This window comes from Sphingobacterium sp. WOUb80 (assembly GCF_050058145.1).
In the GTDB taxonomy this organism is placed as follows: Bacteria; Bacteroidota; Bacteroidia; order Sphingobacteriales; family Sphingobacteriaceae; genus Sphingobacterium.
This window is the reverse complement of the sequence record NZ_CP165617.1, coordinates 2,003,410-2,027,059: the sequence shown is the minus strand read 5'-3', so window position 1 is coordinate 2,027,059 and position 23,650 is coordinate 2,003,410. Positions and strand designations below refer to the sequence as shown.

General features: G+C 39.4%; 19 protein-coding genes. 10 read left to right on the top strand and 9 right to left on the bottom strand.

Going from position 1 to position 23,650, the window contains the following annotated elements; translation table 11 throughout:
- Positions 1 to 165 precede the first annotated feature (165 nt).
- Positions 166 to 1,038, top strand: a complete 873-nt coding sequence (locus AB1Z56_RS08345) for a hypothetical protein (RefSeq protein WP_313265529.1) — start codon at positions 166 to 168, stop codon at positions 1,036 to 1,038.
- Positions 1,039 to 1,130: 92 nt separating this feature from the next.
- On the opposite strand, the gene AB1Z56_RS08340 is transcribed toward AB1Z56_RS08345, so the two are convergent.
- Positions 1,131 to 1,967 (bottom strand): MBL fold metallo-hydrolase, encoded by an 837-nt coding sequence (locus tag AB1Z56_RS08340; RefSeq protein WP_426791680.1) that lies wholly within the window; start codon positions 1,965 to 1,967, stop codon positions 1,131 to 1,133.
- 472 nt (positions 1,968 to 2,439) lie between these two features.
- Here AB1Z56_RS08340 and pckA point away from each other — a divergent pair, with 472 nt between their 5' ends.
- Positions 2,440 to 4,059, top strand: a complete 1,620-nt coding sequence (pckA, locus tag AB1Z56_RS08335; protein ID WP_313265532.1) for a phosphoenolpyruvate carboxykinase (ATP) — start codon at positions 2,440 to 2,442, stop codon at positions 4,057 to 4,059.
- An 82-nt stretch (positions 4,060 to 4,141) separates the two neighbouring features.
- Here the strand turns inward: pckA and ppk2 are convergent, their stop codons facing one another.
- The gene (ppk2, locus tag AB1Z56_RS08330; protein WP_426791679.1) at positions 4,142 to 4,951 is read right to left on the bottom strand and encodes a polyphosphate kinase 2; all 810 of its coding nucleotides are present in this window, start codon (positions 4,949 to 4,951) and stop codon (positions 4,142 to 4,144) included.
- A gap of 550 nt (positions 4,952 to 5,501) precedes the next feature.
- Here ppk2 and AB1Z56_RS08325 point away from each other — a divergent pair.
- On the top strand, positions 5,502 to 5,627 hold the full coding sequence (locus AB1Z56_RS08325; RefSeq protein WP_426791678.1) for a hypothetical protein: 126 nt from the start codon (positions 5,502 to 5,504) through the stop codon (positions 5,625 to 5,627).
- 38 nt (positions 5,628 to 5,665) lie between these two features.
- Here AB1Z56_RS08325 and smc read toward each other — a convergent pair whose 3' ends face one another.
- Complete coding sequence (gene smc / locus AB1Z56_RS08320) at positions 5,666 to 9,208, bottom strand: chromosome segregation protein SMC (RefSeq protein WP_426791677.1); 3,543 nt, start codon at positions 9,206 to 9,208, stop codon at positions 5,666 to 5,668.
- A gap of 69 nt (positions 9,209 to 9,277) precedes the next feature.
- Positions 9,278 to 9,982, bottom strand: coding sequence for a DsbA family oxidoreductase (locus AB1Z56_RS08315; protein WP_426791676.1), 705 nt, complete (start codon positions 9,980 to 9,982; stop codon positions 9,278 to 9,280).
- Positions 9,983 to 10,092: 110 nt separating this feature from the next.
- Between AB1Z56_RS08315 and AB1Z56_RS08310 the strand changes: the two genes are divergently transcribed.
- Positions 10,093 to 10,908 carry a patatin-like phospholipase family protein gene (locus tag AB1Z56_RS08310; protein ID WP_313265538.1) on the top strand — a complete coding sequence of 272 codons (816 nt, stop codon included), beginning with the start codon at positions 10,093 to 10,095 and terminating at the stop codon, positions 10,906 to 10,908.
- Positions 10,909 to 11,010: 102 nt separating this feature from the next.
- On the opposite strand, the gene AB1Z56_RS08305 is transcribed toward AB1Z56_RS08310, so the two are convergent.
- Complete coding sequence (locus AB1Z56_RS08305) at positions 11,011 to 11,925, bottom strand: glycerophosphodiester phosphodiesterase family protein (protein ID WP_309366885.1); 915 nt, start codon at positions 11,923 to 11,925, stop codon at positions 11,011 to 11,013.
- 576 nt (positions 11,926 to 12,501) lie between these two features.
- On the opposite strand from AB1Z56_RS08305, the gene topA reads away from it, so the two are divergent.
- Genes topA through cmk form a run of 3 tightly spaced genes read left to right on the top strand, consistent with a single transcriptional unit; the run spans position 12,502 to position 16,012 of the window.
- Positions 12,502 to 14,901: a type I DNA topoisomerase gene (gene topA, locus AB1Z56_RS08300; RefSeq protein WP_309366886.1), complete on the top strand. Its 2,400-nt coding sequence runs from the start codon at positions 12,502 to 12,504 to the stop codon at positions 14,899 to 14,901.
- 2 nt (positions 14,902 to 14,903) lie between these two features.
- Positions 14,904 to 15,317, top strand: coding sequence for a hypothetical protein (locus tag AB1Z56_RS08295; protein ID WP_046672862.1), 414 nt, complete (start codon positions 14,904 to 14,906; stop codon positions 15,315 to 15,317).
- The gene (cmk, locus tag AB1Z56_RS08290; RefSeq protein ID WP_309366887.1) at positions 15,317 to 16,012 is read left to right on the top strand and encodes a (d)CMP kinase; all 696 of its coding nucleotides are present in this window, start codon (positions 15,317 to 15,319) and stop codon (positions 16,010 to 16,012) included. The genes AB1Z56_RS08295 and cmk overlap by 1 nt, the downstream gene beginning before the upstream one ends.
- A 45-nt stretch (positions 16,013 to 16,057) precedes the next feature.
- On the opposite strand, the gene AB1Z56_RS08285 is transcribed toward cmk, so the two are convergent.
- The 4 genes from AB1Z56_RS08285 to AB1Z56_RS08270 form a co-directional block, all read right to left on the bottom strand.
- Entirely contained in the window at positions 16,058 to 16,351 is a 294-nt protein-coding gene (locus tag AB1Z56_RS08285; protein WP_075992843.1) for a hypothetical protein, read from the bottom strand.
- Between the two features lie 163 nt (positions 16,352 to 16,514).
- A complete protein-coding gene (locus AB1Z56_RS08280) occupies positions 16,515 to 17,714 on the bottom strand; it encodes a pyridoxal phosphate-dependent aminotransferase (protein WP_426791675.1) in 1,200 nt (399 codons plus the stop codon).
- Positions 17,715 to 17,811: 97 nt separating this feature from the next.
- Positions 17,812 to 18,186 (bottom strand): DUF1573 domain-containing protein, encoded by a 375-nt coding sequence (locus AB1Z56_RS08275; protein WP_075992841.1) that lies wholly within the window; start codon positions 18,184 to 18,186, stop codon positions 17,812 to 17,814.
- Positions 18,187 to 18,284: 98 nt separating this feature from the next.
- Complete coding sequence (locus AB1Z56_RS08270) at positions 18,285 to 19,250, bottom strand: KpsF/GutQ family sugar-phosphate isomerase (protein WP_313265545.1); 966 nt, start codon at positions 19,248 to 19,250, stop codon at positions 18,285 to 18,287.
- Between the two features lie 101 nt (positions 19,251 to 19,351).
- Between AB1Z56_RS08270 and recQ the strand changes: the two genes are divergently transcribed.
- From recQ to AB1Z56_RS08255, 3 genes are all read left to right on the top strand, one after another.
- Positions 19,352 to 21,541, top strand: a complete 2,190-nt coding sequence (gene recQ, locus AB1Z56_RS08265) for a DNA helicase RecQ (RefSeq protein WP_309366890.1) — start codon at positions 19,352 to 19,354, stop codon at positions 21,539 to 21,541.
- Positions 21,542 to 21,555: 14 nt separating this feature from the next.
- On the top strand, positions 21,556 to 22,371 hold the full coding sequence (gene kdsA / locus AB1Z56_RS08260) for a 3-deoxy-8-phosphooctulonate synthase (protein ID WP_293908094.1): 816 nt from the start codon (positions 21,556 to 21,558) through the stop codon (positions 22,369 to 22,371).
- 83 nt (positions 22,372 to 22,454) lie between these two features.
- Complete coding sequence (locus tag AB1Z56_RS08255) at positions 22,455 to 23,549, top strand: SGNH/GDSL hydrolase family protein (RefSeq protein WP_426791674.1); 1,095 nt, start codon at positions 22,455 to 22,457, stop codon at positions 23,547 to 23,549.
- Positions 23,550 to 23,650 lie beyond the last annotated feature (101 nt).

Sequence of the window (23,650 nt, the reverse complement as noted above, 5' to 3'; positions counted from 1 at the left end):
CTTTAGAAATAAAATAAAAAGCTGCTTTCTTGGAAGGCAGCTTTTTTTATTTCCCAAGGGGAATGACATTTCTGTGATCTTCGTCATATTTTACCAATTTCCACTGATTTTATTTGCTTATAAAATAGAATGCCGGTACTTTTGCCCAACGTTTTTAGCACCGATATGAGAAAAATATTTTTAACAATTGGAGCACTTGCATTAAGTGTTTCTGCCTTATTTGCCCAAGAAAGTCCTGAGATAGGAAAAAGCATTTTCAAACCGAAAAATTTGAGAACAGAAAGTAACAAGGGCAAATTCTTCTTCTTTTGGGGGTACAACTTCTCTTCTTACGCGAAATCAGATATTCATTTTACGGGTCCCAATTATGACTTTATACTGCACGATGTAAAAGCGGGTGACAGGCCAACTAAATTTGGATCAACTTATTTTGATCCAAGCCGGTTGACTATTCCACAATTTAATCTGCACTTTGGTTATTATATCAAAGATAATTATTCAATTTCATTGGGATGGGATCATATGAAATATGTGGTCGATATTCCGCAGCAGGTGAAAATTTCCGGTTTTATAGGTGAAGAGATTTCTAATCCTGGTATCCCGACGGGAAACCGCGCCGGTCAATATAACGGTGAATTGATTACTGTAGACTCTGCCATGCTGACATTTGAGCATACAGATGGTTATAACTTTGCCTCAGTAGGTCTGGAGCGTTATGATGACATCATCAATAATCGCAAAGGTCAACAGGTGCTGACAATGGAATCTGGTGTGGATGTAGGTCTATTGATTCCTCGTTCCGACGTACATCTTTTTGGCGAAGGAGCCAACCACTTTTGGAACATTGCGGGTTATGGTGCTTCGGCAAAAGTAGGTTTGCACTACCGTTTTTATAAAGGACTCTATCTTCAGGGGAACTTCAAAACGGGCTGGACTGATTTAACAAACATTCGTACAACTGGAAGAAGAGGGGTAGATAAAGCATCTCAACAGATCTGGTTTTTTGAGAATTATTGGGCTTTGGGCTTTAGATTCTAAACATATACATGAAACAAAAAAGGCTACTTTCAAAGTAGCCTTTTTTGTTTGTCCTTTTTTATATCCTATTTGATCTCCTTTGATCAGACAAGCTAAATCTCGCTCAGTTTGAAAATGTCCTTTACCCGGATACCTTTTTCAGTACGTTGAAGTGTACAGCATTCATGTATGGGATCGTGTTCGAAAAATAAGATGTATTCATTATCGACGATCTCATTCCAATAGCTGTTGCGTTCCTCCATGGTCACGAGAGGTCTGACATCATAACCCATAACATAGGGAATGGGAATATGTCCCACCGAAGGCAATAGATCCGCCATATAGAGGATTGTTTTGCCTTTATACTGTATCTGTGGCAACATCATCGCTTCTGTATGGCCGTGTGCATAACGGATAGCGATATTGTTTCCAAAAGGATTCTGATGATCTTCGACAAATTTCAATTGCCCGCTCTCTTGTATCGGTAAAATGTTCTCTTTTAAGAAAGAAGCTTTTTCGCGCGGGTTAGGATCGGTCGCCCAAGACCAATGGTCACTATTGCTCCAAAAATGTGCATTTTTAAAGGCCGGAACTAGTTGCTCACCTTCGCGGACAATAGCGCCGCCACAATGGTCAAAGTGTAGGTGTGTAAGGATGACATCGGTGATATCGCTTCTGTCAAATCCAATATTTTTTAATGATTTATCCAGCGTTGCATCCCCGTGAAGATAATAATAGCTGAAGAATTTTTCATTTTGTTTGTCTCCAAGTCCTGTATCGACCAGCATTAATCGGTTACTGTCCTCGATGAGGAGCAGACGGTTTCCCCAGGTACACATATTGTTTGAGTCGGCCGGGTTTGTTTTGTTCCAGATACTCTTTGGAACAACGCCAAACATTGCACCGCCATCGAGTTTAAAAAATCCCGTTTCTATAGCATGTAATTTCATTCGCAGATTATGTGTCTTTTAATGGTTATATAGCATATCCAATTTATTTTAAGCACAAGCAATTATTTGTCAGATAGCATGAAAGCCACCCTGTGCTCTTTCGTGTTTGTGCTACAATTGTAGCTATTTCATCTCTTTATCTTTACTCATGTTAGTCCGTCTGCCTGGACATTGCTGCCACTTTCAACGATCAATGGTCGATGGACGTTACACGGTCTGTTTTTTACCTTATTAATATTTGTAAAGGTTGGAACAATTTACGAAAAATATGTGATATTTTTTGATAAGTATAAATTGATGTGCTAAAAAAATATGCTAAAAAGTTTAATTTTTTTTATCTCTATAAGTTATTGTTAATGAGTGTTTTGTTTTTGTGTTTTTTGTACAATAAGCTTGATTTTTAGATAATTAAGTTTTGTTTTTAGCGAAAAATGCCTTTAAATTTGGGCACATTTTAAAACAAACAAAAAATATGAAAAAGGGTAACATTGGAAACGCGCCTGATTTGAAATATTTAAAAATTGATAGTACAAAAAATGTATTTTATCAATTGCCTGTTTCTGAATTGGTCGAACATGCCTTAGCAAATCACGAAGGTCGACTTTCTGATACGGGAGCACTCGCTGCTGATACGGGAAAATTTACTGGAAGATCGCCAAAAGATCGGTTTCTGGTCGAAGATTCTTTAACAAAAGATAGCGTTTGGTGGGGAGAAATCAATCAACGGATGTCTCCAGCCAATTTTGAAGCACTATTTTCGAAAGTAGCGACTCACTTAAGTGATAAAATCATCTATGTAAGAGATTGCGCAGCAGGGGCTGATCCAGCTTATCAAATAGATTTACGGGTTGTTACGGAAACAGCTTATCAAAGTATATTTGCCAATAACCTGTTTCTGCGGCCGGAACCAAATTTGGATGCTCAGCCTGCTTGGTCGATTTTAGCTGCCCCGACGCTTCTTATCGAAGAGCCGCATCAATACGGCATTATCAACGAAAATTTTGTCGCGATTGATTTTACAAAAAGGATAGTACTGATTGCAGGGACCGGTTATACAGGAGAGATTAAAAAGAGCATTTTTTCAATATTGAACTTTATTTTGCCATTCCAGCATAATGTGCTTTCGATGCACTGCTCGGCGAATACTTCGAAGGAAGGGGAGACAGCTTTGTTTTTTGGACTTTCGGGTACAGGTAAAACCACCTTGTCAGCTGATAGAAATAGAAAGTTGATCGGTGATGACGAACATGGATGGAGCGAAAGGGGAATATTCAATTTCGAAGGTGGCTGCTATGCCAAATGTGTAGGTTTGTCGGAGGACAAAGAGCCTGAGATTTTTCACGCAATTCGTTTTGGGTCTCTGCTTGAAAATGTTGTTTTGGATGAATTTGATCGACCTGATTACAACGATATCAGTAAGACGGAAAATACCCGCGTATCCTATCCAATAGATTTCATGGAAAATGCCGAAATGAGCGGAATTGGCCGTGAACCCGAAAATATTTTTTTCCTTACGGCAGATGCTTTTGGGGTACTTCCTCCCATTTCATTGTTGACAATCGATCAGGCGGTATATCATTTTGTCAGTGGTTATACAGCAAAGGTCGCGGGTACCGAGGTAGGAGTAAAGGAGCCTACAGCAGCATTTTCAACTTGTTTTGGACAGGCATTTTTGCCGCTTCATCCGGCAAAGTATGCTGCCTTGTTGCGTTCAAAACTAGAGCAAAATCGCAACATCAAAGTTTGGTTAGTGAACACGGGCTGGATCGCTGGTCCTTATGGAATAGGCAGACGTATTAAACTAAATTATACGCGATCGCTAATTCGAGCAGCAATGGATGGCTCACTGCTGGAATCTCAGTTCAAGAGGCATGATATTTTTGGACTGGAGTATCCTACGAGCTGTGGCGAGCATGTTCCTGCACAAATTTTAGATGCGCGCGGCTTATGGAACAATGACGAGGCTTATGACATGCAGGCAAAACGCCTGGCGAAGCTGTTTATTTCGAATTTTGAAAAATTCAATAATGAGATGCCACCCTCAGTGCACGCAGCAGGACCTAAAATAGAAACTACGGTTCTGGTGTCCTAATTCGTTCTGACATTATAACAAACAGGAGGAAATACTTTTTCTCCTGTTTGTTATAATTGTACCTTTCCTAATCGACAGACCTTTAATCGTGTTTTGTGACGAAAGAATCTATTTTTTCCTGCTCACTTCCAACGAGTGCATTGATAATCAGTTTGAAGGATGCTAGGCGAGCTTTTTTCTTGTTATCTTTCGTAATCTCTAGCCAAGGCGATTTTTTTGTGCTTGTCTTTTTAAATAAATCGTCAATATAGCCTGTATAGACATCCCATTTCTCCTGCGCCTGCTGATCGAGGACGCCAATTTTCCATTGTTTTAGGATATCCTCTTTTCGCTCTTTTAACCTTTCGGCTTGCTCTTCTTTGCTGATGTTGAGGAATAATTTGATGAGGATGATGCCATCGTCGATTAACTGCTTCTCAAATTCAGGGACCTGGTTCATAAACAGCTCATGCTGTTCCTTGGAGCAAAATCCAAACACAGGCTCAACAACAGCTCTGTTATACCAGCTACGGTCAAAAATCACAATTTCCCCAGCATTGGGGAGCTGTTTAATATATCGTTGAAAATACCATTGTCCAGCTTCCTCTTCGGTTGGCTTAGGCAATGCAACAACGCGTAGCCTTTTAGGATTTAGGTATTGGGTTATACGGCCTATTGTACCACCTTTACCCGCAGCGTCCCTACCTTCAAAAATAATAAGAACGCGTTTTCCTTTTTCAATGATTTCATATTGAAGCTTTAAGAGCTTGACCTGTAGCTCGTAAAGCTCCTTTTCATAATCGTAAACATCATTGAATTTTTTTATCTCCAGAATGCCATGTTGTTCCAGATAGTTTAAAACATCTTTGTTTTCGTGGATCTTCTGAAGTTCATTTAAATCGTATTCTGCCATATGATATTTATTTATACGTTCGTTTACCTAAAGTTACTTATTGAATTGTTAAAAAATGTCAAATTTCACATAAATCCGCTCGGACTGTGTAATAATAAGCGCTTGGCGTACGTTTAATATTCAAAATAGCTAAGAGGCTATTTGCATAAATTAGACTTTTCATAAATTTAGGTTAATAATTGGTTAGGTTAGCTCGGAGTTCCCCACTTCGAGCTTTTTTGTGTGGATAGGATGAGGGATCTCTGACAAGAGCACGAAAAATGACGGGTTCTGGCTCCGTTGAAATAGAGCGGATCATGAATTTTTTCTAAACGTTAAAAAATGTTAAATGGACGCTATTGTTATAATTAATTCAAAAAAGTGGCGTTTTCATTACAAATACTTTTCATAAAATAGGTTAATATATGGCTAACGAAAGCTCAGAGTTCCCCACTCTGGGCTTTTTATTTTTCAGCTTCCTTTTTCGACTTGCAGGCTATTTTTTCGACTTGAGTCAATGTTTAGCTTTTTGATTCGCCGCATATTTGCACTCGAAATATATTTAATGTGTGTGCTAGCCACAAAAAAAGTTGCACGGCAGATGCGTGGTACAGCACTTGGCGCTTATGTTGCATTTGTGGATTTGTCTCTAGGAATGGCAGGACCATTCTGTATAAATAAGACGGACTGGATGTAAATCCAGTCCGTCTTATTTATTGTGTATTTTGTTGCGCACTAAGCAACTTCTCTTAGATCTACTGCAACTACACGGGATACACCTTGTTCAACCATGGTTACTCCATAGATGATGTCTGTACTTGCTATCGTTTTTTTATTGTGTGAAACCACGATAAATTGTGAATTCTTGGAAAAATCCCGGATAATATTATTGAATTTATCAATATTGGTATCATCCAAAGGTGCATCCACCTCATCGAATATACAAAATGGTGCGGGTTTGGAAAGATAAAGTGAGAATAACAAGGCTGTTGAAGTCAGGGTCTTTTCACCGCCCGAAAGCTGATTGATAGACAGCGGTCTTTTCCCTTTCGGCCTTGCAATAATGTCGATATCTGAATCCAACGGATTGCTCGGGTCTGTGAGTACCAGGTCACAGCTGTCTTCTTCGTTAAATAGCGAACGGAATACCTTGACGAAGTTGTTCCTTACGGCGTCGAATGTAAACATGAACTGAACTTGAGCGGTATCGTCAATTTCTTTTATAGTTGCCATCAATGAGCCTTTTGCTTCGATTAAATCAGCTTTCTCTTTGTTAATGAAATCATAGCGTTCGTTCATCTCGTCGAATGCCTCTTTTGCCATCAGATTGATCGTTCCAAATTCATCAAGCTGTTTCTTGAGTTTGCTACATTTGGTTGCCAATGTCGCCTGATCCTCTGTGATCTCAGGCACATCTTCACGGTCAATCAGGTCTTTCAATTCGATGTTGAATTCAACAGAAAGACGTTCTTTTAAAGCATTGAGGTCGATCTGAAGGCCTGTTTTTTTATCTTTGATCTCTGAAACAAGAAAGTCACTCTGTTCTTTTGAACGACGCTGCTGTGTCAGAGCATCTTCGAGGTTATTGATTTTCTGCTTATCTGCATAGTAGCCGTCTTCCAATTCTTTGAGACCATCTTCCAGGGCAATTTTCTGCTCATACATAGCAATAAGATCCTGATCTTCTTCATCTTCAAATGGAATGGTTGTTCTTAAGGCTTCTTGCACCTCAACTAACTCTGCACTGTTTCGCTCAACACGAATTTCGTGGTCGTCTTTCTGCGTCTCCCTAAATTCGAGATCTTTTGTGATATTGGAAACTTTGTTTAGCTGTTGGTGGTAAGCGATATTCTCTTGATTGTATGCGGTCGATTTTTCGTTAAGTACTTCAGATATTTCATGGAATTGGTCCTGTAAAGTCGATAATTCGGCAATACTTTGTTCTTTTTCCAGGCGCAGCTCCTGAAGCTGTGGCTCGGCAATCCTTAAATCCGATTCTATACCTTCAATTTTCTCCTGAATATCTTTTTTACGCGCTTGTGAGTTATTGATGAACGCTTGATATTGCTCTTGCTTTGTTTTGACTGTAATTAATTCATTATTCAGTCTATTGAGCTGAAAACGAAGCTCATCGATTAACTCTTTCTGTGAATTGCCGCGTAGTACATCAAGGCGAGCGGTTTCGGCCGTTATTTTATCTTCAAGTTTTGCAATTTCCTGATTTAAGGTTTTGATCTCTTGAGATAGCACTTCCAGGTTCTTCGCTCTTCCAATACGTTTGCCCTCAAATAATCCCACAGAACCACCAGAAAGACCCAAATGATGTTTCGAGTAACGTCCATTTTTTTGCAGAATTACCTGTCCTATGACAGGTAGCTTATCATCCAGATCCTTTTCAGTTTCATGTTTTAGGATGAAGACCTGTTGGAGCAGCATCGTACATAAAGCCTTGTACTTTTCGTCTACGGTAATCACATCCAACGCAGACATCAAATTGTCATTTGGAGCAGGGGTAGCACTTGGCGAATGTTCTATGGCATCTAAAACAAAGAAATTAGCTCTTCCTTTTGCGGCATCGCTCAATAACTGAATCGCTTGAACAGCATCTTGTTGTGTTTCGACAACATAATGGTTCATAATAGGCTCTAGATAGTTCTCAATAGCCACGCGGTAATCTTCCTGACAAAAAAGGACATCGGATAGGAGCGGAGGCTGCTTTTTCCATCCTGCATTTTTCTTGAGGAACCGAATGGAATCGGGGAAACCTTCTAAATTATCAACAAGAGATTTCGTGAGGTTGTATTCGTTTTGTTTGGCATCGACCAGACGAAGATCTTTGGCAAGCTGGGCCTTAAATTCCTCTAGGTTTGCTTGGCACTGACTAATCTGTCCTTGGAGCTCTTCTTCCAGCTGATTTGCTGAATCGTATTGCAGCTGCTGTGCTTCCACACGACCCTCCAATTCTATAACAGCGGAATTGAACTGCTGCAATTCGGTTTCTTTTGCTTCTGTATCAACACTATTGCGAACAGATTCTTGCAGGAGGGCTTCTTTCTGAATGGTGAATACGGCAAGATCTTTTTCTAATTTGTAGATTTTTGCCTGTAATTCAGCATTGCTCTTATTAAAAATATCGAGCTTTCCCTTTGCAGATTGTTGCTGTCCTCTCAATTCGTCGACTTCGGATTTATCCGATTCAAGATTCGATTTTAACGAATCGAGTTTATTTTGCTCATCAAACAATTCCTCATTCAGTCGTTTGATGGTGTAGAGGACGTGATTAAGCTGTTGTTTATCGCTGTTGATATCGAGGTTCAGCCGGTTTTCTTTATCTTGAAGATTTTTGACTTTTTCGTTTTTGATCTTCTTTTCCGATTCATAACCTCGGATTTTATTGACAAATTCTTGTGTTGTTTTTTGCTGTACCGAAAGGTTTTTTTCCTGTTCCAAATTTGTCTGGCGGAGTGTTTGGAGTTCAGTTTCCGCGTTCAGGATATTTTGCTGTGCATTGACGGCATCTTTCTGAACCTTGGATTCTTGTGTCTGAAGTCTTTCTAATTCGGTCGAGAAATCTGCAATTTTATAATAAGCCAGATCTATACTGCTCTGGCGGTATTCTGCTTTAAGTGAGGTGTATTTTTCAGCTTTTTTAGCTTGATTTTCTAATGATTTGAGATTCTTTGTGATTTCGTAAAGCAAGTCATCTACACGGCTGAGATCGGCCTCCGTATCTCTCAGCTTTGCTAAAGTTTGTTTTTTACGAACTTTATACTTAGAAATTCCGGATGCTTCTTCGAATAGGTTGCGGCGTGAATTATCTTTATTATTGATAATTTCATCAATCATTTTCAATTCGATGATCGAATAGCTGTCTGCGCCAACTCCGGTATCCAGGAATAAATCTGTGATATCTTTTAAACGACATTTGACATCATTCAATCGATATTCACTATCGCCGTTGCGAAACAGCTTACGGGTGACAGTCACTGTCGAGAATTCCGTTGGTAAAATATTATTGTTGTTGTTGAAGGTCAGCGAAACCTCCGCAAGGTTTGCCGGCTTTCTATTTTTCGTTCCATTGAAGATAATATTTTCCATTTTATCGGAGCGAAGCATCTTTGTGCTTTGTTCTCCCAGTACCCAGCGTATGGCGTCGACCACATTGGACTTCCCACATCCATTGGGACCGACAATCGCTGTGACACCATCATTGAAGTTGATCGTGATCTTGTCTCCGAAACTCTTAAATCCTTTAATTTCTAGTTTGGTTAACTGCATTTATACCAAATTTGTTTGTCGTTATAAGCTTGCGAAAATAGTAAAATTAAACAATAATTTTTTCTTTCTTTATTCACATTTTCCTGTTTCAGGGTCACATGAAGGGCCTTCTTCGCCTCTACGCTCAAGCGGTGCAGGCTGACTGGCCAAGCATTCATTTATGGTGTTGTGAAAGACCTCCATGGGCTGTGCGCCGGGGATAGCATATTTTCTGTCAAATACAAAGAAAGGAACACCTCGTAGTCCTAAGCTGACACCTTCTTGGATATCCTGTGCAACATCATAAGCAAATTCATCCGATTCCAATAAGTTTTTTACCTCCTGAGCGGAAAGCTGCTCTTGTGTTGCGATAGCGATGAGAACCTCGTTGTTATTTACATCGAGACCATCGGTGAAATGAGCTTTAAATAGGGCTTTTTTGATCTGGGTGCTTTTTTGCTGCGCCTGGGCAAAATGGATCAGACGATGTGCTTTTTTTGTATTTACGACGATTGCCTTTTCAAAATTTAGTTCAATACCCAGCTCTTTTCCCTGTGTACTGAGCTGTGAAGTCATCGCAACGACATCGTCCAAGCTCATGCCTTTCGTCTGAACGAGGTAATCGTAGGTTGGCATTGCTGGAGCATCTTCGGGATAATCGGGGTTAAGCTGATACGATTTCCAGATGATTTCAGCGGCGGGCTTACTTGTGGATTCCTGAAGTGCCATTTCAAGCTTTGTCAGACCAATATAACAAAATGGACAAATGATGTCCGACCAAATTTCTATTTTCATATTTCTTTTTTTACTGCGTATATTGTAATCAAAAATACATATAATAACGATGATTATCTGTTTACATTGTTGCTTGGATGTAAACAAGTGTTTCAAGTACTTGTATAACTATGGTGGAGAAAGCTTTTTTGAATCGTAAAGTTACCCTTGTCCTGGGCGGAGGTGGTGCTAGAGGTCTTGTGCATATTGGTATTATTCGACGGCTTGAAGAGCTTGGCTTTGAAATCGATGAGGTGGTAGGTTGTTCAATAGGAGCGCTTGTCGGTGGTATTTATGCACAGGGAAAGATGGATGTTCTAGAAGATTGGATGCAGCGCCTGACGAAGAAATCGGTCTTTAATATGATGGATTTTAGTTGGAAGGGATTGGGGATGATGAAGGGAATCAAGGTTTTTAACGCCTTGAAATCTGTGATTCCTGATGCGAATATAGAGACTTTCCCAATTTTATTTAAAGCCGTTGCAACAGATCTAAATTATGAAAAGGAGGTTGTGCTGGATTTTGGAAGTATGTATGATGCGATTCGGGCTTCGATTGCCATTCCCGCTGTGTTTACAGCTGTAGAAGAAGATAATCATGTCTATGTTGATGGAGGGGTATTGAATCCATTGCCCATAAATCATGTCACCAAAAAAGAGAACCTGATCATAGCGGTTAATCTGGAATCTAAACCGGATAAACAATATTCTGTGATCAAAAAACTGGATACAAAGACTTCGAATTCGTTGGATATACTCCAAGCCTCATACTATGTGATGCGCAGGAAAATGAGCCGTATGATTGTTGATTTATACCATCCCGACGTGGTGGTTGATATTCCTTATAATATCTGTAACCTTTGGGATTATCACCGCTCTGAATTTTTGGTTCAAAAGGGGCGGGAATATATTGACAAAGCATTAAAAAACAAAACCAAAGCAAAGTAGTTGCGGGTGAACAGCTTTGCTTTGGTTGGACTTGGTTTCTCCTGGCATTGAGATGCACTGGAATTCAGTTTTTTATTTTAGGCGAAACAAGCAATGTGTTCGTTAAAACAAATTGGGGTAGTCGCTAATAATGCCATCAACCTTTACGGCCTTCAGCTGTTCTATCTCGTCTTTTGTATTGACGGTCCATGGAATAACCTTGATATCTGCTTTATGACACTGCGTTATAAAATCGCGCGTAGCAATTTTATAGTGTGGACTTAGAATAAAAGGTGTAAAACCTAAAGCTGCAATTGTTTGCTCTACACTTTTGGTATAGTTTGCATCAATAAGATAAGAAACTTTGATTTGAGGATATGCTTTGTGCAGGTATTTAATAGCTCTGCTATCAAACGATTGGATGACGGTTCGTGAAGCAATTTTCTTATCGGTGATTACCTGCACCATAAGGTCCACAAATTCTTCTACCCTTGGATGGAAAATACCATCTTTATCTTCCTTACTCTTCACCTCGATATTATAAAACATCGGCGCTTTCCTTTTTACACTTGCGTAGGCTTCAGTACTATCAATAAGGTCTGATAGTTTTGCTATACGTGTAACCTGTTTTTTCTGTTCAGGAAACTCTTTATAAAATTTCGATCCGATATCGTATTTAATCAGATCTTTATAAAGCATATCATAAATTCTCAGCGGTTTATCCTTGTCAGAAATTTCGGCGCCATTGGGTTTCAATACAAATTTTGGGTTAAGATAATCGTCGTGAAAGACAACAACCTTACGGTCTTTGGTAATATGGCAATCCATTTCCAGTGTGGTCACCTTTGTGAGATCTATTGCATTTTTCATGGCTGCGATAGACTCTTCAGGATATAGGCCGCGACCACCGCGATGTGCTTCCAGACTAAGTTTAGGGAAATTGTCTGAATTTGATTTTGCTGAATCTTTCATAACTGAACAAGATACAAATGGTAATAACGTGCCCCAAAAGGCAATTCTGAGAAGACTTCTTTTCATTATTAAAATATTTAAACAAAATAGGGGAGTTGTTATATATTGCCCTTTTGAATAGGCGAATATACATATATATTTTACTTCTAAGCCGAGCTCGATTAAAGAAAAACTATAAATGGTCATTCCCACCAAAATGTTTGCTGTGAAATTAACTAACGTACGATGTTTGAATGGGCACTCATTTTTATTCTAGCGTGAGAGTGGTCTGATGATTGCCGTTTTAATAGATATTCAAAACCTATATTAAAACGGTAACATCTTCGTGTCAAGTTACCCCTAATCTCAATTTTTAATCAATTTTTAGACAGTGATCATTCAGTTATTATTCAGTCCGCACTGAGCAAGCACTGAACAATCACTGAACGATCACTGAACAAGCACTGTATAAAGGTGGAAGTTGATCCCTATCTGATCCCCGTTCGTTGCTCCTATGTGCTGACCTCAACTCCGTTATTCGGTCCTTTGTCATTGGATAAATTTCTTAATTGTTGACATGAAATCTATTTTTTTTGTCTTTTTTGCAAGAAATTATTGTCATTCCTTTCAGAATTCCCTTTATTTGCACAAATCTCAAATTAGATGGCGAAAAATTTATTGATAGTTGAGTCTCCGGCGAAAGCGAAAACCATAGAAGGGTATTTAGGAAAGGATTTTTTGGTCAAGTCAAGTTATGGACATATTCGCGACTTGGTGAAAACCGATGATGCAATTGATACCGAAAAGAATTTTGAACAAAAGTATGAAGTTCCCTCCGATAAAAAGGCGGTTGTCAGTGAACTTAAGAAATTGGCTAAAGCTGCAGAAACCGTTTGGTTAGCGTCCGATGAGGACCGCGAAGGAGAGGCTATTTCATGGCACTTATTTGAGACTTTGGGTTTAAAAGATGAAAGCACAAAAAGAATTGTGTTTCACGAGATTACGAAGCCTGCTATTCTAAAGGCTATTGACAATCCACGTAAAATAGATTATAACCTCGTGAACGCCCAACAGGCGCGAAGGGTATTGGATCGATTGGTCGGTTTTGAATTATCGCCGGTTCTCTGGAAAAAGGTGAAACCTTCCTTATCTGCTGGTCGGGTGCAATCTGTTGCAGTTCGTCTGATTGTAGATCGCGAGCGTGAAATCAATAAATTTGAACCCGAAGCGGCTTTTAAGATCGTTGCTTTTTTTCATACGGGAAAAGTTAAAGATAGTTTCAAGGCTGAGCTTCCGCAGCGTTTTGCAACAGAAGCAGAGGCGACCAAATTTTTGGAAGATTGTAAAGCAGCGCTGTTTTCTGTAAAAAACTTGGAAACAAAACCTGCAAAACGTTCACCAGCGGCACCATTTACAACATCAACATTACAGCAAGAAGCAAGCAGAAAACTCGGATTTTCGGTTGCTCGCACCATGCAGGTAGCTCAAAGGCTATATGAATCAGGACGAATTACCTATATGCGTACCGATTCTGTTAATTTGAGTGATACGGCAATTGAGGCTGCTGAAAAGGAAATCAAATCGGCTTATGGTAACCAGTACCATAAGGTCAGAAAATATAAAACAAAAACATCGGGTGCACAAGAGGCGCACGAAGCTATTCGTCCTACTTATTTCTCTGAGCATACCATTGACGGTGATGCATCCGAAAAAAGATTATACGAGCTTATTTGGAAAAGAGCAATTGCGTCCCAAATGAGTGAGGCGGAATTTGAACGTACATTGGCAAAGATCGACATCTCAACCCGCACCGAAGATTTGAATGCTTCGGGTGAGGTTATGAAATTTGATGGATTTTTGAAAGTTTACATGGAGTCCTTGGATGATGATCAAGACAATACGATGGACGAAGATAGTGACAATGCTATTCTTCCGCCATTAGCCGTTGGTATGCCATTGACTTTGAAAAATATGTCGGCAACGGAGCGTTTTACTCGACCTCCGGCACGTTATACGGAAGCGGCTTTGGTGAAAAAATTGGAGGAACTGGGAATTGGCCGACCTTCAACCTACGCACCTACAATTTCAACGATTCAAAACCGCGGTTATGTTATAAAGGAAGAGCGTGAAGGTAAATCGCGCGATTACCGTGTGCTGACATTAAAAGATGCTGAATTAACAGCGGTAACAAAAACCGAAATCACTGGTGCCGAGAAAGGAAAAATGTTTCCAACGGATATCGGTGTTGTGGTGAATGATTTTTTGGTTGAACATTTTAACGGTATTGTGGATTTTCATTTTACCGCTAACGTGGAAAAAGAGTTTGATGATATCGCACATGGATTGACCGAATGGACAAAAATGCTGCACGATTTCTATGGCCCGTTTCATTCTGAAGTTGAAGATACCTTGGTAAATGCTGATCGCGCAAATAACGAGCGTGAGCTTGGTGTTGATCCGGTTTCTGGTAAGCCAGTTTCGGTGCGTATTGGTAAGTTCGGTCCACTGGTACAGATTGGTTCCCCTGACGACGAGGAAAAACCACGTTTTGCATCTTTGCGGAAGGGACAGATGATCGAAACCATTACTTTTGAAGATGCCATGGAGCTGTTCAAATTACCGAAAAAAGTTGGTTTATTTGAAGACAAAGAAATGACGGTTGCCGTGGGACGATTTGGACCTTATATCCGTCACAATTCAGCTTTTTATTCGTTACCAAAAGGTATCGATCCTTTGGATGTAACAGAAGAGGAGGCAATACAGATTATCAAAGACAAACGTCAAAAAGATATCGAGAAAGTTATTCGGGTTTTTGATGAAAATCCGGATGCTCAGATCGAGCAGGGACGCTGGGGACCATTTATTCGTTTTGGCAAGCAAAATCTGAAAATCCCTAAAGGAACCGAGATTGAAAAAATCACCTATGCCGATGTGCTGCAGTGGGCTGAAGCGGATGCGCCGAAAGGGAAAGGGACCAAAGCAAAATCGACAGAAAAGAAAGCTGCCGTAAAAAAGACTACAGCGAAGAAAGCTCCTGCTAAGAAAACTACAAAGTCTAAATAAGCATGAAAGCAGATTTGCCTGAAAATATTGTCAAGGACATTATGATCGCCGTTGTTTTGGAAGGTGAGACCGTGGAGACAAAAAATTGGACTGTCTATGTTATCAACGACAAGAACATTGCCATTCAGAATGTGCTGATCAGCTCAAAAGGTTATGGCGAAAAGGATGGTCGACAAGTAACAACAACGACTTTGCGTCATTTTATTGGAAATATAGAAGCTAAATCTTTTGATCGCGTTGAAGCGATCGATGAACAGGTATTCGGGCTGACGAATGAATATTGGTTAAGTTTTTATATTGATAATATTATTTACGATAAAAAATATATCTTTTTACCCGAGAGCATTGTAGACGGTAACCTGACTAAGGTTCCTTTGGTCAATCGTCCAGGTGTAATCATAGGAGGAAACGAATAATGAGTGGACGTCACAATTTTATTATTGCCATAGATGGTTTTTCCTCCTGCGGTAAGAGTACACTGGCAAAAGCTTTGGCAAAAAAACTGAAGTTTGCCTTTATTGATAGCGGAGCTATGTATCGGGCAGTCACACTCTATTTTATTCGGCATGAAATAGCGCTAGATGATCAAGAAGCGATCGAAAATGCACTGAAAGATATCCATATTGATTTTATCCCAAATGCAATAAAGACGGAGATTCATCTTAACGATGAGGATATCTCGGAAGAGATCCGTCAGATGTATATTTCTGATAAAGTCAGCGATGTGAGTGCGATCAAAGCTGTTCGGCTTGCAATGGTTGCCCAGCAGCAGAAATTGGGCAGCAGACGAAATATTATTATGGATGGCCGTGATATCGGTACTACTGTGTTTCCAGATGCTGATCTGAAAATTTTTATGACAGCAGATCCCAAAGTACGCGCTGCGAGACGTTATCTGGAGCTGACGGAAAAAGGAGAGGATGTGACTTTAGAAGAAGTCGTCGAAAATCTTTCTACGCGTGACCGTATCGACAGTACGCGTGCGGAAAGCCCATTACGACAAGCTGAAGACGCAATTGTTTTGGATAATTCAAATCTGACGCCAGAACAGCAGCTTCATTTTGTTGAAGAAGAATATTTAAAAGCTAAGGCTGCAAAAGCCCAATCATAAAACAAAAGAAGGCCGATTAAGTAATCGGCCTTCTTTTTGTGCTAGCTATTTTACGCTATTGATCTGTTGTTGTTCCAATAATTTTCCAACATTGTTTTTCTCTCCGAACTCCGCTGTCTGCTCTTGAAAAGATTCCAGAAGAGCCTTAATAGCATCTGAATTATCTGCTGTACGTTGATAGATATCAGGAATTGTTTTTTCAATATTCTTATCGCCGAGTTCAATGTTATCAACTTCGATTTTGCCTATTTTTTCCAAAACAGCTTGTTGACTATTTCTAACATCTTCTAATTCTCTTGCTATTTTTTCCATCAATTGGAATTTCTTCAATTTATCCATATGAAATCGCTTTTGTTACTATAATAAGAACAAGATGCTTCAAAACTTTGTTTTGTTTTTTTTAAAAAAGCAAATAGAAGACAGGTTTATGGGAAGGAACTATGAAAAAAGAAAAAGGCGGAACATACATGTCCCACCTTTCATAAGTGCTGTTATTTTATTGTTAATTTGTACGTCCCGGATACACTTGGAGTGCTTTCTCTAGGCAAACTAAGGCATTTTTAAGATCATCCTGATTCAGTACATAGGCCAGGCGTACTTCATTTACCCCGGCACCTTCCGTGCTATAAAAGCCAGTAGCTGGAGCCATCATAACTGTTTCGTTATTGTAAGAGAACTCTTCCAACATCCATTGACAGAATTTATCTGCATTGTCAATTGGTAGTTTGGCGACGACGTAAAATGCACCACCTGGGTTAGGAGAGTAAACTCCTTCAATGGCATTAAGTCCTTTTACGAGTGTATCTCTTCTTGCTGTATATTCTTTGGATACCGCTTCAAAATAACTGTCTGGTGTATCAACAGCAGCTTCACCCGCTATTTGTCCTTCTAAGGATGGGCTTAAGCGAGCTTGTGCAAATTTCAGGGCAGTCTGATATAACTCTTTATTCTTGGTTATGATACATCCAATTCGCGCACCGCAGGCAGAGTAACGTTTAGACACCGTATCAAAAATAACGACATTATTTTCGAGCCCTTCTAAATGCATTGGGGAAATAAATTCTCTTCCGTCATAGCAGAATTCACGATAAGCTTCATCCGAGAAAAGGTAAAGATCATATTTTAAGCAAAGTTCACGAAGTGCTTCTAGTTCTGCTCTGGAATAGAGGTAACCGGTAGGGTTATTTGGATTACAGATACAGATCGCTTTTGTTTTAGGGGTGATTACTTTTTCAAATTCAGCGATAGAAGGCAATGCAAATCCACTTTCAATATAGGACATGATTGGCTTGATAACAACATCTGAAGAGCAGGCAAAGCCATTGTAATTCGCGTAAAATGGTTCAGGAATGATAATCTCCTCGCCTTCATTTAAACAGGCTTGCATAGCGATCATAATCGCTTCCGAACCGCCATTTGTTACCAATATATCTGTTGGCTCAATATTATAATTTAGCTTATTATAATATTCTGCTAACTTGTTTCGGTAAGAGGCTGTACCTTCAGAAGGTGTGTAGGCCCACACTTTGAACTGTATATTTTTCAAAGCATTAAGCATCACTTCAGGTGTTTGGATATCAGGTTGTCCGATATTGAGGTGATATATCTTTTTACCTTCTTTTTTTGCTTGATCAGCATATGGCGTCAACTTTCTGATAGGCGACGCAGGCATATTCAGTCCTTTTTCTGATATTACTGGCATTATCGTTTTTTTAAAATTAGTAGTGCAAAGCTAACCAAAATAAAACGAAAAAAGCCACATGATTATGTGGCTTTTTTCGTTTTATCTACGAGAATTGTTATTCTACAATACCCTTAATATATAGCGTTTTTACAGGAGTTTTGGTGTTTGACTGCACCGTGAAGCTCTTTGTGAATGGAGCTTTTGCTGCCGCATTATAAGTCACTTTAATTGTGCCGCTTTCTCCTGGTTTAATTGGCGTCTTTGTGAATTCTGCTACAGAGCAACCACAGGTAGGTACAACATTTGAAATGATAATCGGCTCACTGCCGGTGTTTGAAAATTTGAAATTATACGAAACGGGCGTACCTGCCGGAATTTTGCCAAAATCATGTGTCTCTTTTTCGAATTTAAATTCCCCTTGTCCTGTTTGCATCGAAGAAAAACCAATAAAGGAAATGATCACTGCTAAGATTGTTATATACTTTTTCATGCTTCTAAAATATTACTTTACGATTAAAATAGTACAACTGATATGCCAAATTTAATATTTATTGCCAATTTATTGTACATCTAACAACTTTATTACAGTTATATTATCCCTTCTTTCAGTAGGTCCTGTATGTGGATGACACCGGCATAATTCCCTATATCGGAAACCAATAGTTGTGTGATGTTATTTTCACGCATAATATGGAGGGCATTGGCCGCCAATTCATTTTTGTCGATGATTTTTGGTGATTTTCCCATGATGTCAGCAGCAGTAATTGCCGCTAAATCAGTGTGTTTCTCCAGCATACGACGGATATCACCGTCTGTAATGATGCCAAGTATGTGGTCACCATCCAACACGGCGACAGCTCCCAGTCTAAACTGTGTTATGGTGATGATGATATCACTTACTGTGGCTTGTGGTTGGACACTAGGTTTGCCGTTCTGATCAGATAGATCGCCGACTCTTAAGTACAGCTTTTTGCCTAATGCTCCTCCAGGATGGTATTTTGCAAAATCTTTGTCTGTAAAATCGCGGCACTCTTGTAATACGACGGCAAGCGCATCACCCATTGCTAACTGAGCGGTTGTACTTGAAGTTGGTGCAAGGTTGTTAGGACAAGCTTCTTTCTCAACGGTGGTATTTAAGATATAGTCGGCATTTTTAGCGAGGTAGGATTCGGTGTTTCCAACCAAAGCCACCAATACATTCTTTGTTTGCTTTAGGAAAGGAACAAGTACTTTAATCTCAGGTGTATTACCACTTTTAGAGATGGCAATAATTAAATCATTTTGTTGGATAATGCCTAAATCTCCATGGATGGCATCGGCTGCGTGCATGAAGATCGATGGTGTACCTGTCGAATTTAGCGTTGCAACTATCTTTTGTGCAATAATGGCACTTTTACCAATTCCAGTTACGATCACTCTACCTTGCAGATTTAAAATACAATCGACAACGGTAACAAAATCATCGTCAATATATTGGGCTAAAGCAGCTACCGCCTTAGCTTCTTCTTGAATAGCCTGAATAGCTATATTTTTTATTTCGTAGTTGTTTTTCACAAAAAATACTCTTACTTTTATGTATTAGAATAGATTGCAAAAATAGATTATTTTTCAAGATTATTTCTTCATTTATCTATCTTATTTTTGCCCAAGGCGCAATGGAAATAGAAAAATCACTTTTCGACAATTTACAAGATTTTTTTGGTTTTGATACTTTTAAAGGGGATCAAGAGGCAATTATAACTAGTATTCTTCAAAGAAGAGATACCTTTGTAATTATGCCAACCGGAGGAGGAAAATCAATTTGCTATCAGCTTCCTGCTCTTATGAGTGAGGGGACAGCAATTGTTATTTCTCCGTTGATTGCTTTAATGAAAAACCAGGTAGATCAGCTTCGTGCATTCGGTGGCGAAGATAGTATCGCTCATTTTTTAAATTCTTCATTGAATAAGAGCGAAATTACAAAGGTTAAGGATGATGTACTCGCCGGAAAGACCAAGTTGCTGTATGTAGCTCCAGAATCACTTGCTAAGCAAGATAACCTGGAATTCTTACATCAGATTACCGTGTCTTTCGTAGCGGTTGACGAAGCGCATTGTATTTCGGAATGGGGACACGATTTCAGACCAGAATATCGTAAAATACGCCAGGTCATTAACGAAATAGGGGCCAATATTCCTATTATCGCGCTTACGGCGACTGCTACACCCAAGGTTCAGTCGGATATTCGTAAAAATTTACAGATGAATGATGCTGTTTTATTTAAATCATCGTTTAATCGGAGCAATTTGTATTACGAGGTGCGTCCCAAAAAGGATGTTGTTAAAGAGATTGTTCGTTTTATCAAAACCAAATCAGGTAAGACCGGTATAGTTTATTGCTTAAGCCGTAAGAAAGTAGAAGAAATCAGCGAAGTGCTGAACCTGAACGGCATCAAAGCTTTACCTTATCATGCTGGTCTAGATGCGAAAACGAGAGCTGATACGCAGGATAAATTTTTGATGGAAGACGTCGAAGTTATTGTGGCGACCATCGCTTTCGGTATGGGAATAGACAAACCTGATGTTCGTTATGTCATTCACCATGATATTCCTAAATCCATGGAAGGATACTATCAGGAAACAGGGCGTGCTGGCCGTGATGGCGGAGATGGTTATTGTTTGGCTTTTTACTCGGAAAAAGATGTTGAAAAGCTGACAAAATTTATGAAAGATAAACCTGTGGCTGAACGCGAAATTGGTACACAGATTTTAAAAGAAGTTATTGATTATTCCGAGTCTGCAGTATGTCGTCGTAAACAGATCCTCCACTATTTTGGAGAAAATTTCGACGAACAGGGTTGTAGTAACATGTGCGATAACTGCCGCTCGGAGAAAGAATATTTTGAGGCAGAAGACTCCTTGAAAAACGTACTGGGCTTCATCCAGGAGCAGGGCGAGAAATTTGATGATCATCATGTGATCAATGTCATGATGGGGCAAAATAATCAACCAGTATCTTCCTATAAACATGATGAACACCGTCTTTTCGGAACAGGTAAAGAGAAAGGCGTTATCTATTGGAAATCCTTACTTAGACAGGCAGTGCTTGATAACTTTATCGAAAAAGATATTGATCATTATGGCCTTTTAAAATTGACAGATATTGGGCGTCATTATTTGGATAATCCTTATCAATTAAAATTTGTTTTGAATCGCCCAATTGAAGGAGGAGATAACACAAATTCGGAAGATACAGGGCATGGCACAGGTGCTTTAGATACCGTATTGTTGGGTATGCTCAAAGATCTACGTAAGAAAATTGCAAAAGGTAAGTCGTTGCCTCCGTTTGTCATCTTTCAGGACCCTTCGTTGGAAGAGATGTGTACCCATTATCCGGTCTCAATTGATGAATTGAAACAGATTCAAGGCGTTGGAAATGGTAAAGCAATCAAATTTGGAACACCATTTATTGCGTTGATTAAGGACTATGTGGAAGAAAATGAAATTGATAGACCGGTAGATCTTGTTATTAAGAGTACAGCCAACAAATCCGCGTTAAAGGTATCTATTATTCAAAATATCGATCGTAAAATTGCCTTGGATGATATTGCTTCAGCTAAAGGGATCACCTATGAGGAAATATTGAAAGAAATTGAGACGATTGTGAACGCTGGGACCAAAATCAATATTAATTACTTTATTGATGAGGTCATTGATGAGGATCGTCAGGATGAGGTATACGACTATTTTAAGACAGCGGAGACTGATTCAATTAATGATGCGCTTAAAGAATTAGGTGGAGACGATTATAGCTACGAAGATCTCCAATTGATGCGCATCAAATTTTTATCAGAACTCGGCAATTAATTTTTTATAATTTTATGATTAACAAATACATTCCCGAAATCAAGAATGGGACATCGCAGAATTTCTTTTTAATGGCAGGGCCATGTGCAATTGAAGGAGAAGAAATCGCTTTGCGTATTGCTGAAAAGATTGTTACTATTACAGATAAACTTAATATTCCGTACATTTTTAAGGGATCTTATCGTAAAGCAAATAGATCTCGCCTAGATTCTTTTATGGGGATAGGTGATGAAAAGGCCTTGAAAATTTTGGAAAAAGTAGGGAAGACTTTTGGTGTACCGACTGTTACGGATATCCATGAGAGCCATGAGGCAGAGATGGCAGCGGCCTATGTTGACGTTCTTCAGATTCCTGCATTTTTGTGTCGCCAAACGGATTTATTGGTTGCAGCAGCAAAAACAAACAAGGTAGTAAACGTAAAGAAGGGGCAGTTTTTGAGTGCTGGTTCCATGAAATTTGCGGTAGATAAAATTATTGAATCTGGTAATGAGAAAGTTTTTTTAACTGATCGTGGCAATACGTTTGGTTACCAGGATCTTATTGTTGATTATAGAGGAATTCCCGAAATGCGTTCCTTTAATGTACCTACTGTCATGGACTGTACCCATTCTTTGCAGCAGCCGAATCAGACTTCTGGTGTTACAGGCGGAAAGCCTGCGCTGATTGAAACGATTGCGAAAGCAGCAATCGCCGTGGGAGCTGATGGTCTATTTATCGAAACACATCCTGATCCGGCAAATGCAAAGTCCGATGGCGCCAACATGCTACATTTGGATTTACTTGAAGGCTTGATGGAAAAACTGGTACGCGTTAGACAAGCTATTTTATAGTATAATAAATAAATCGCAATAGAAAGGAGCCAATAGGCTCCTTTTTTATAATCAATTACACCCAAATAAAGCTAAATTATTGTATGTTTTCAAAAGTTGCGTTGACAGCTTTCTTGCTGTTGTCTTTTTCTGCCATCAAAGCGCAGGAGAATTATAGTTGGTTTTCTCCACTTGAAGATAAACATGTGGAAGGTAGACTGGAGAATCAGAAGCTTTCTGGATTTAACCGGCTTCCCGATGAATTGGAAAGCCAGGTACGTAAACCCGTATGGGAACTGGGGAAAAACAGTGCCGGATTCTACATAGACTTTCAAACCGCTTCTCCCGAAATAACCGTTCAATATCAAGTGGCAGGAGGTTTAAATATGGCCCATATGCCGACAACCGGTGTCAGTGGCGTGGATCTTTACGCTTATGACACCGTAAAGAAAGAATGGAAGTGGGCTTATGGGAATTATGATTTTTCGGACACCATTTCATATACCTGGAAAAATATTGGGCGTAATGAAAAGTTTAACTACCGTCTATATCTACCTTTATACAATACTGTTAAATGGTTGAAAATAGGCGTTCCGAAAAGTGAAAAGTTAACATATACTCATACTACGGCTGCAAAACCAATTGTCGTTTATGGAACGTCGATCGGACAGGGTGCCTGTACGAGCCGTCCTGGTTTGGCTTGGACCAGCCAGGTAGGGCGAGCATTTAATCACGAGGTGATCAATTTATGTTTCTCTGGAAATGGTCGACTCGAACAACCCATTCTAAATATGATGAACAAAGAGGATGCCGCCTGCTATATTCTCGATTGTATTCCTAATCTGGCTATTTCGAAGTCGTTAACAGAAAAACAATTGGATTCTTTGTTGGTCAATGCGGTGACATTTTTAAGAAAAGAACATCCTGCAACGCCTATTATTTTGACGCAGCATAGTTCGGGCAATATAGCCGAAGTTTTCAATGAGGATAAAAATGCAGAGTATCAGCAAAGTAGCCGTGTGTTGAAGGCAACGTTTGAAAAATTGCAATCGAAAGGTGTTCGCCAGCTTTTCCTGTTGTCGAGCCAAGAGCTTAATTTGGATCTGAATTCAACTGTGGACTATGCTCATCCAAATGATCAGGGCATGGAACGAATCGCAAATGCGTATATTAAATTGTTGAAGAAAATTCTAAAGTAGGCTTCAGCTACCAGTGACATCACGATAGCATCGTTCGGAATTTACTTTATCAATAGGGAGTCGTATATGAAGGAGATTTATTCGGGCAGTATTCATCCTTC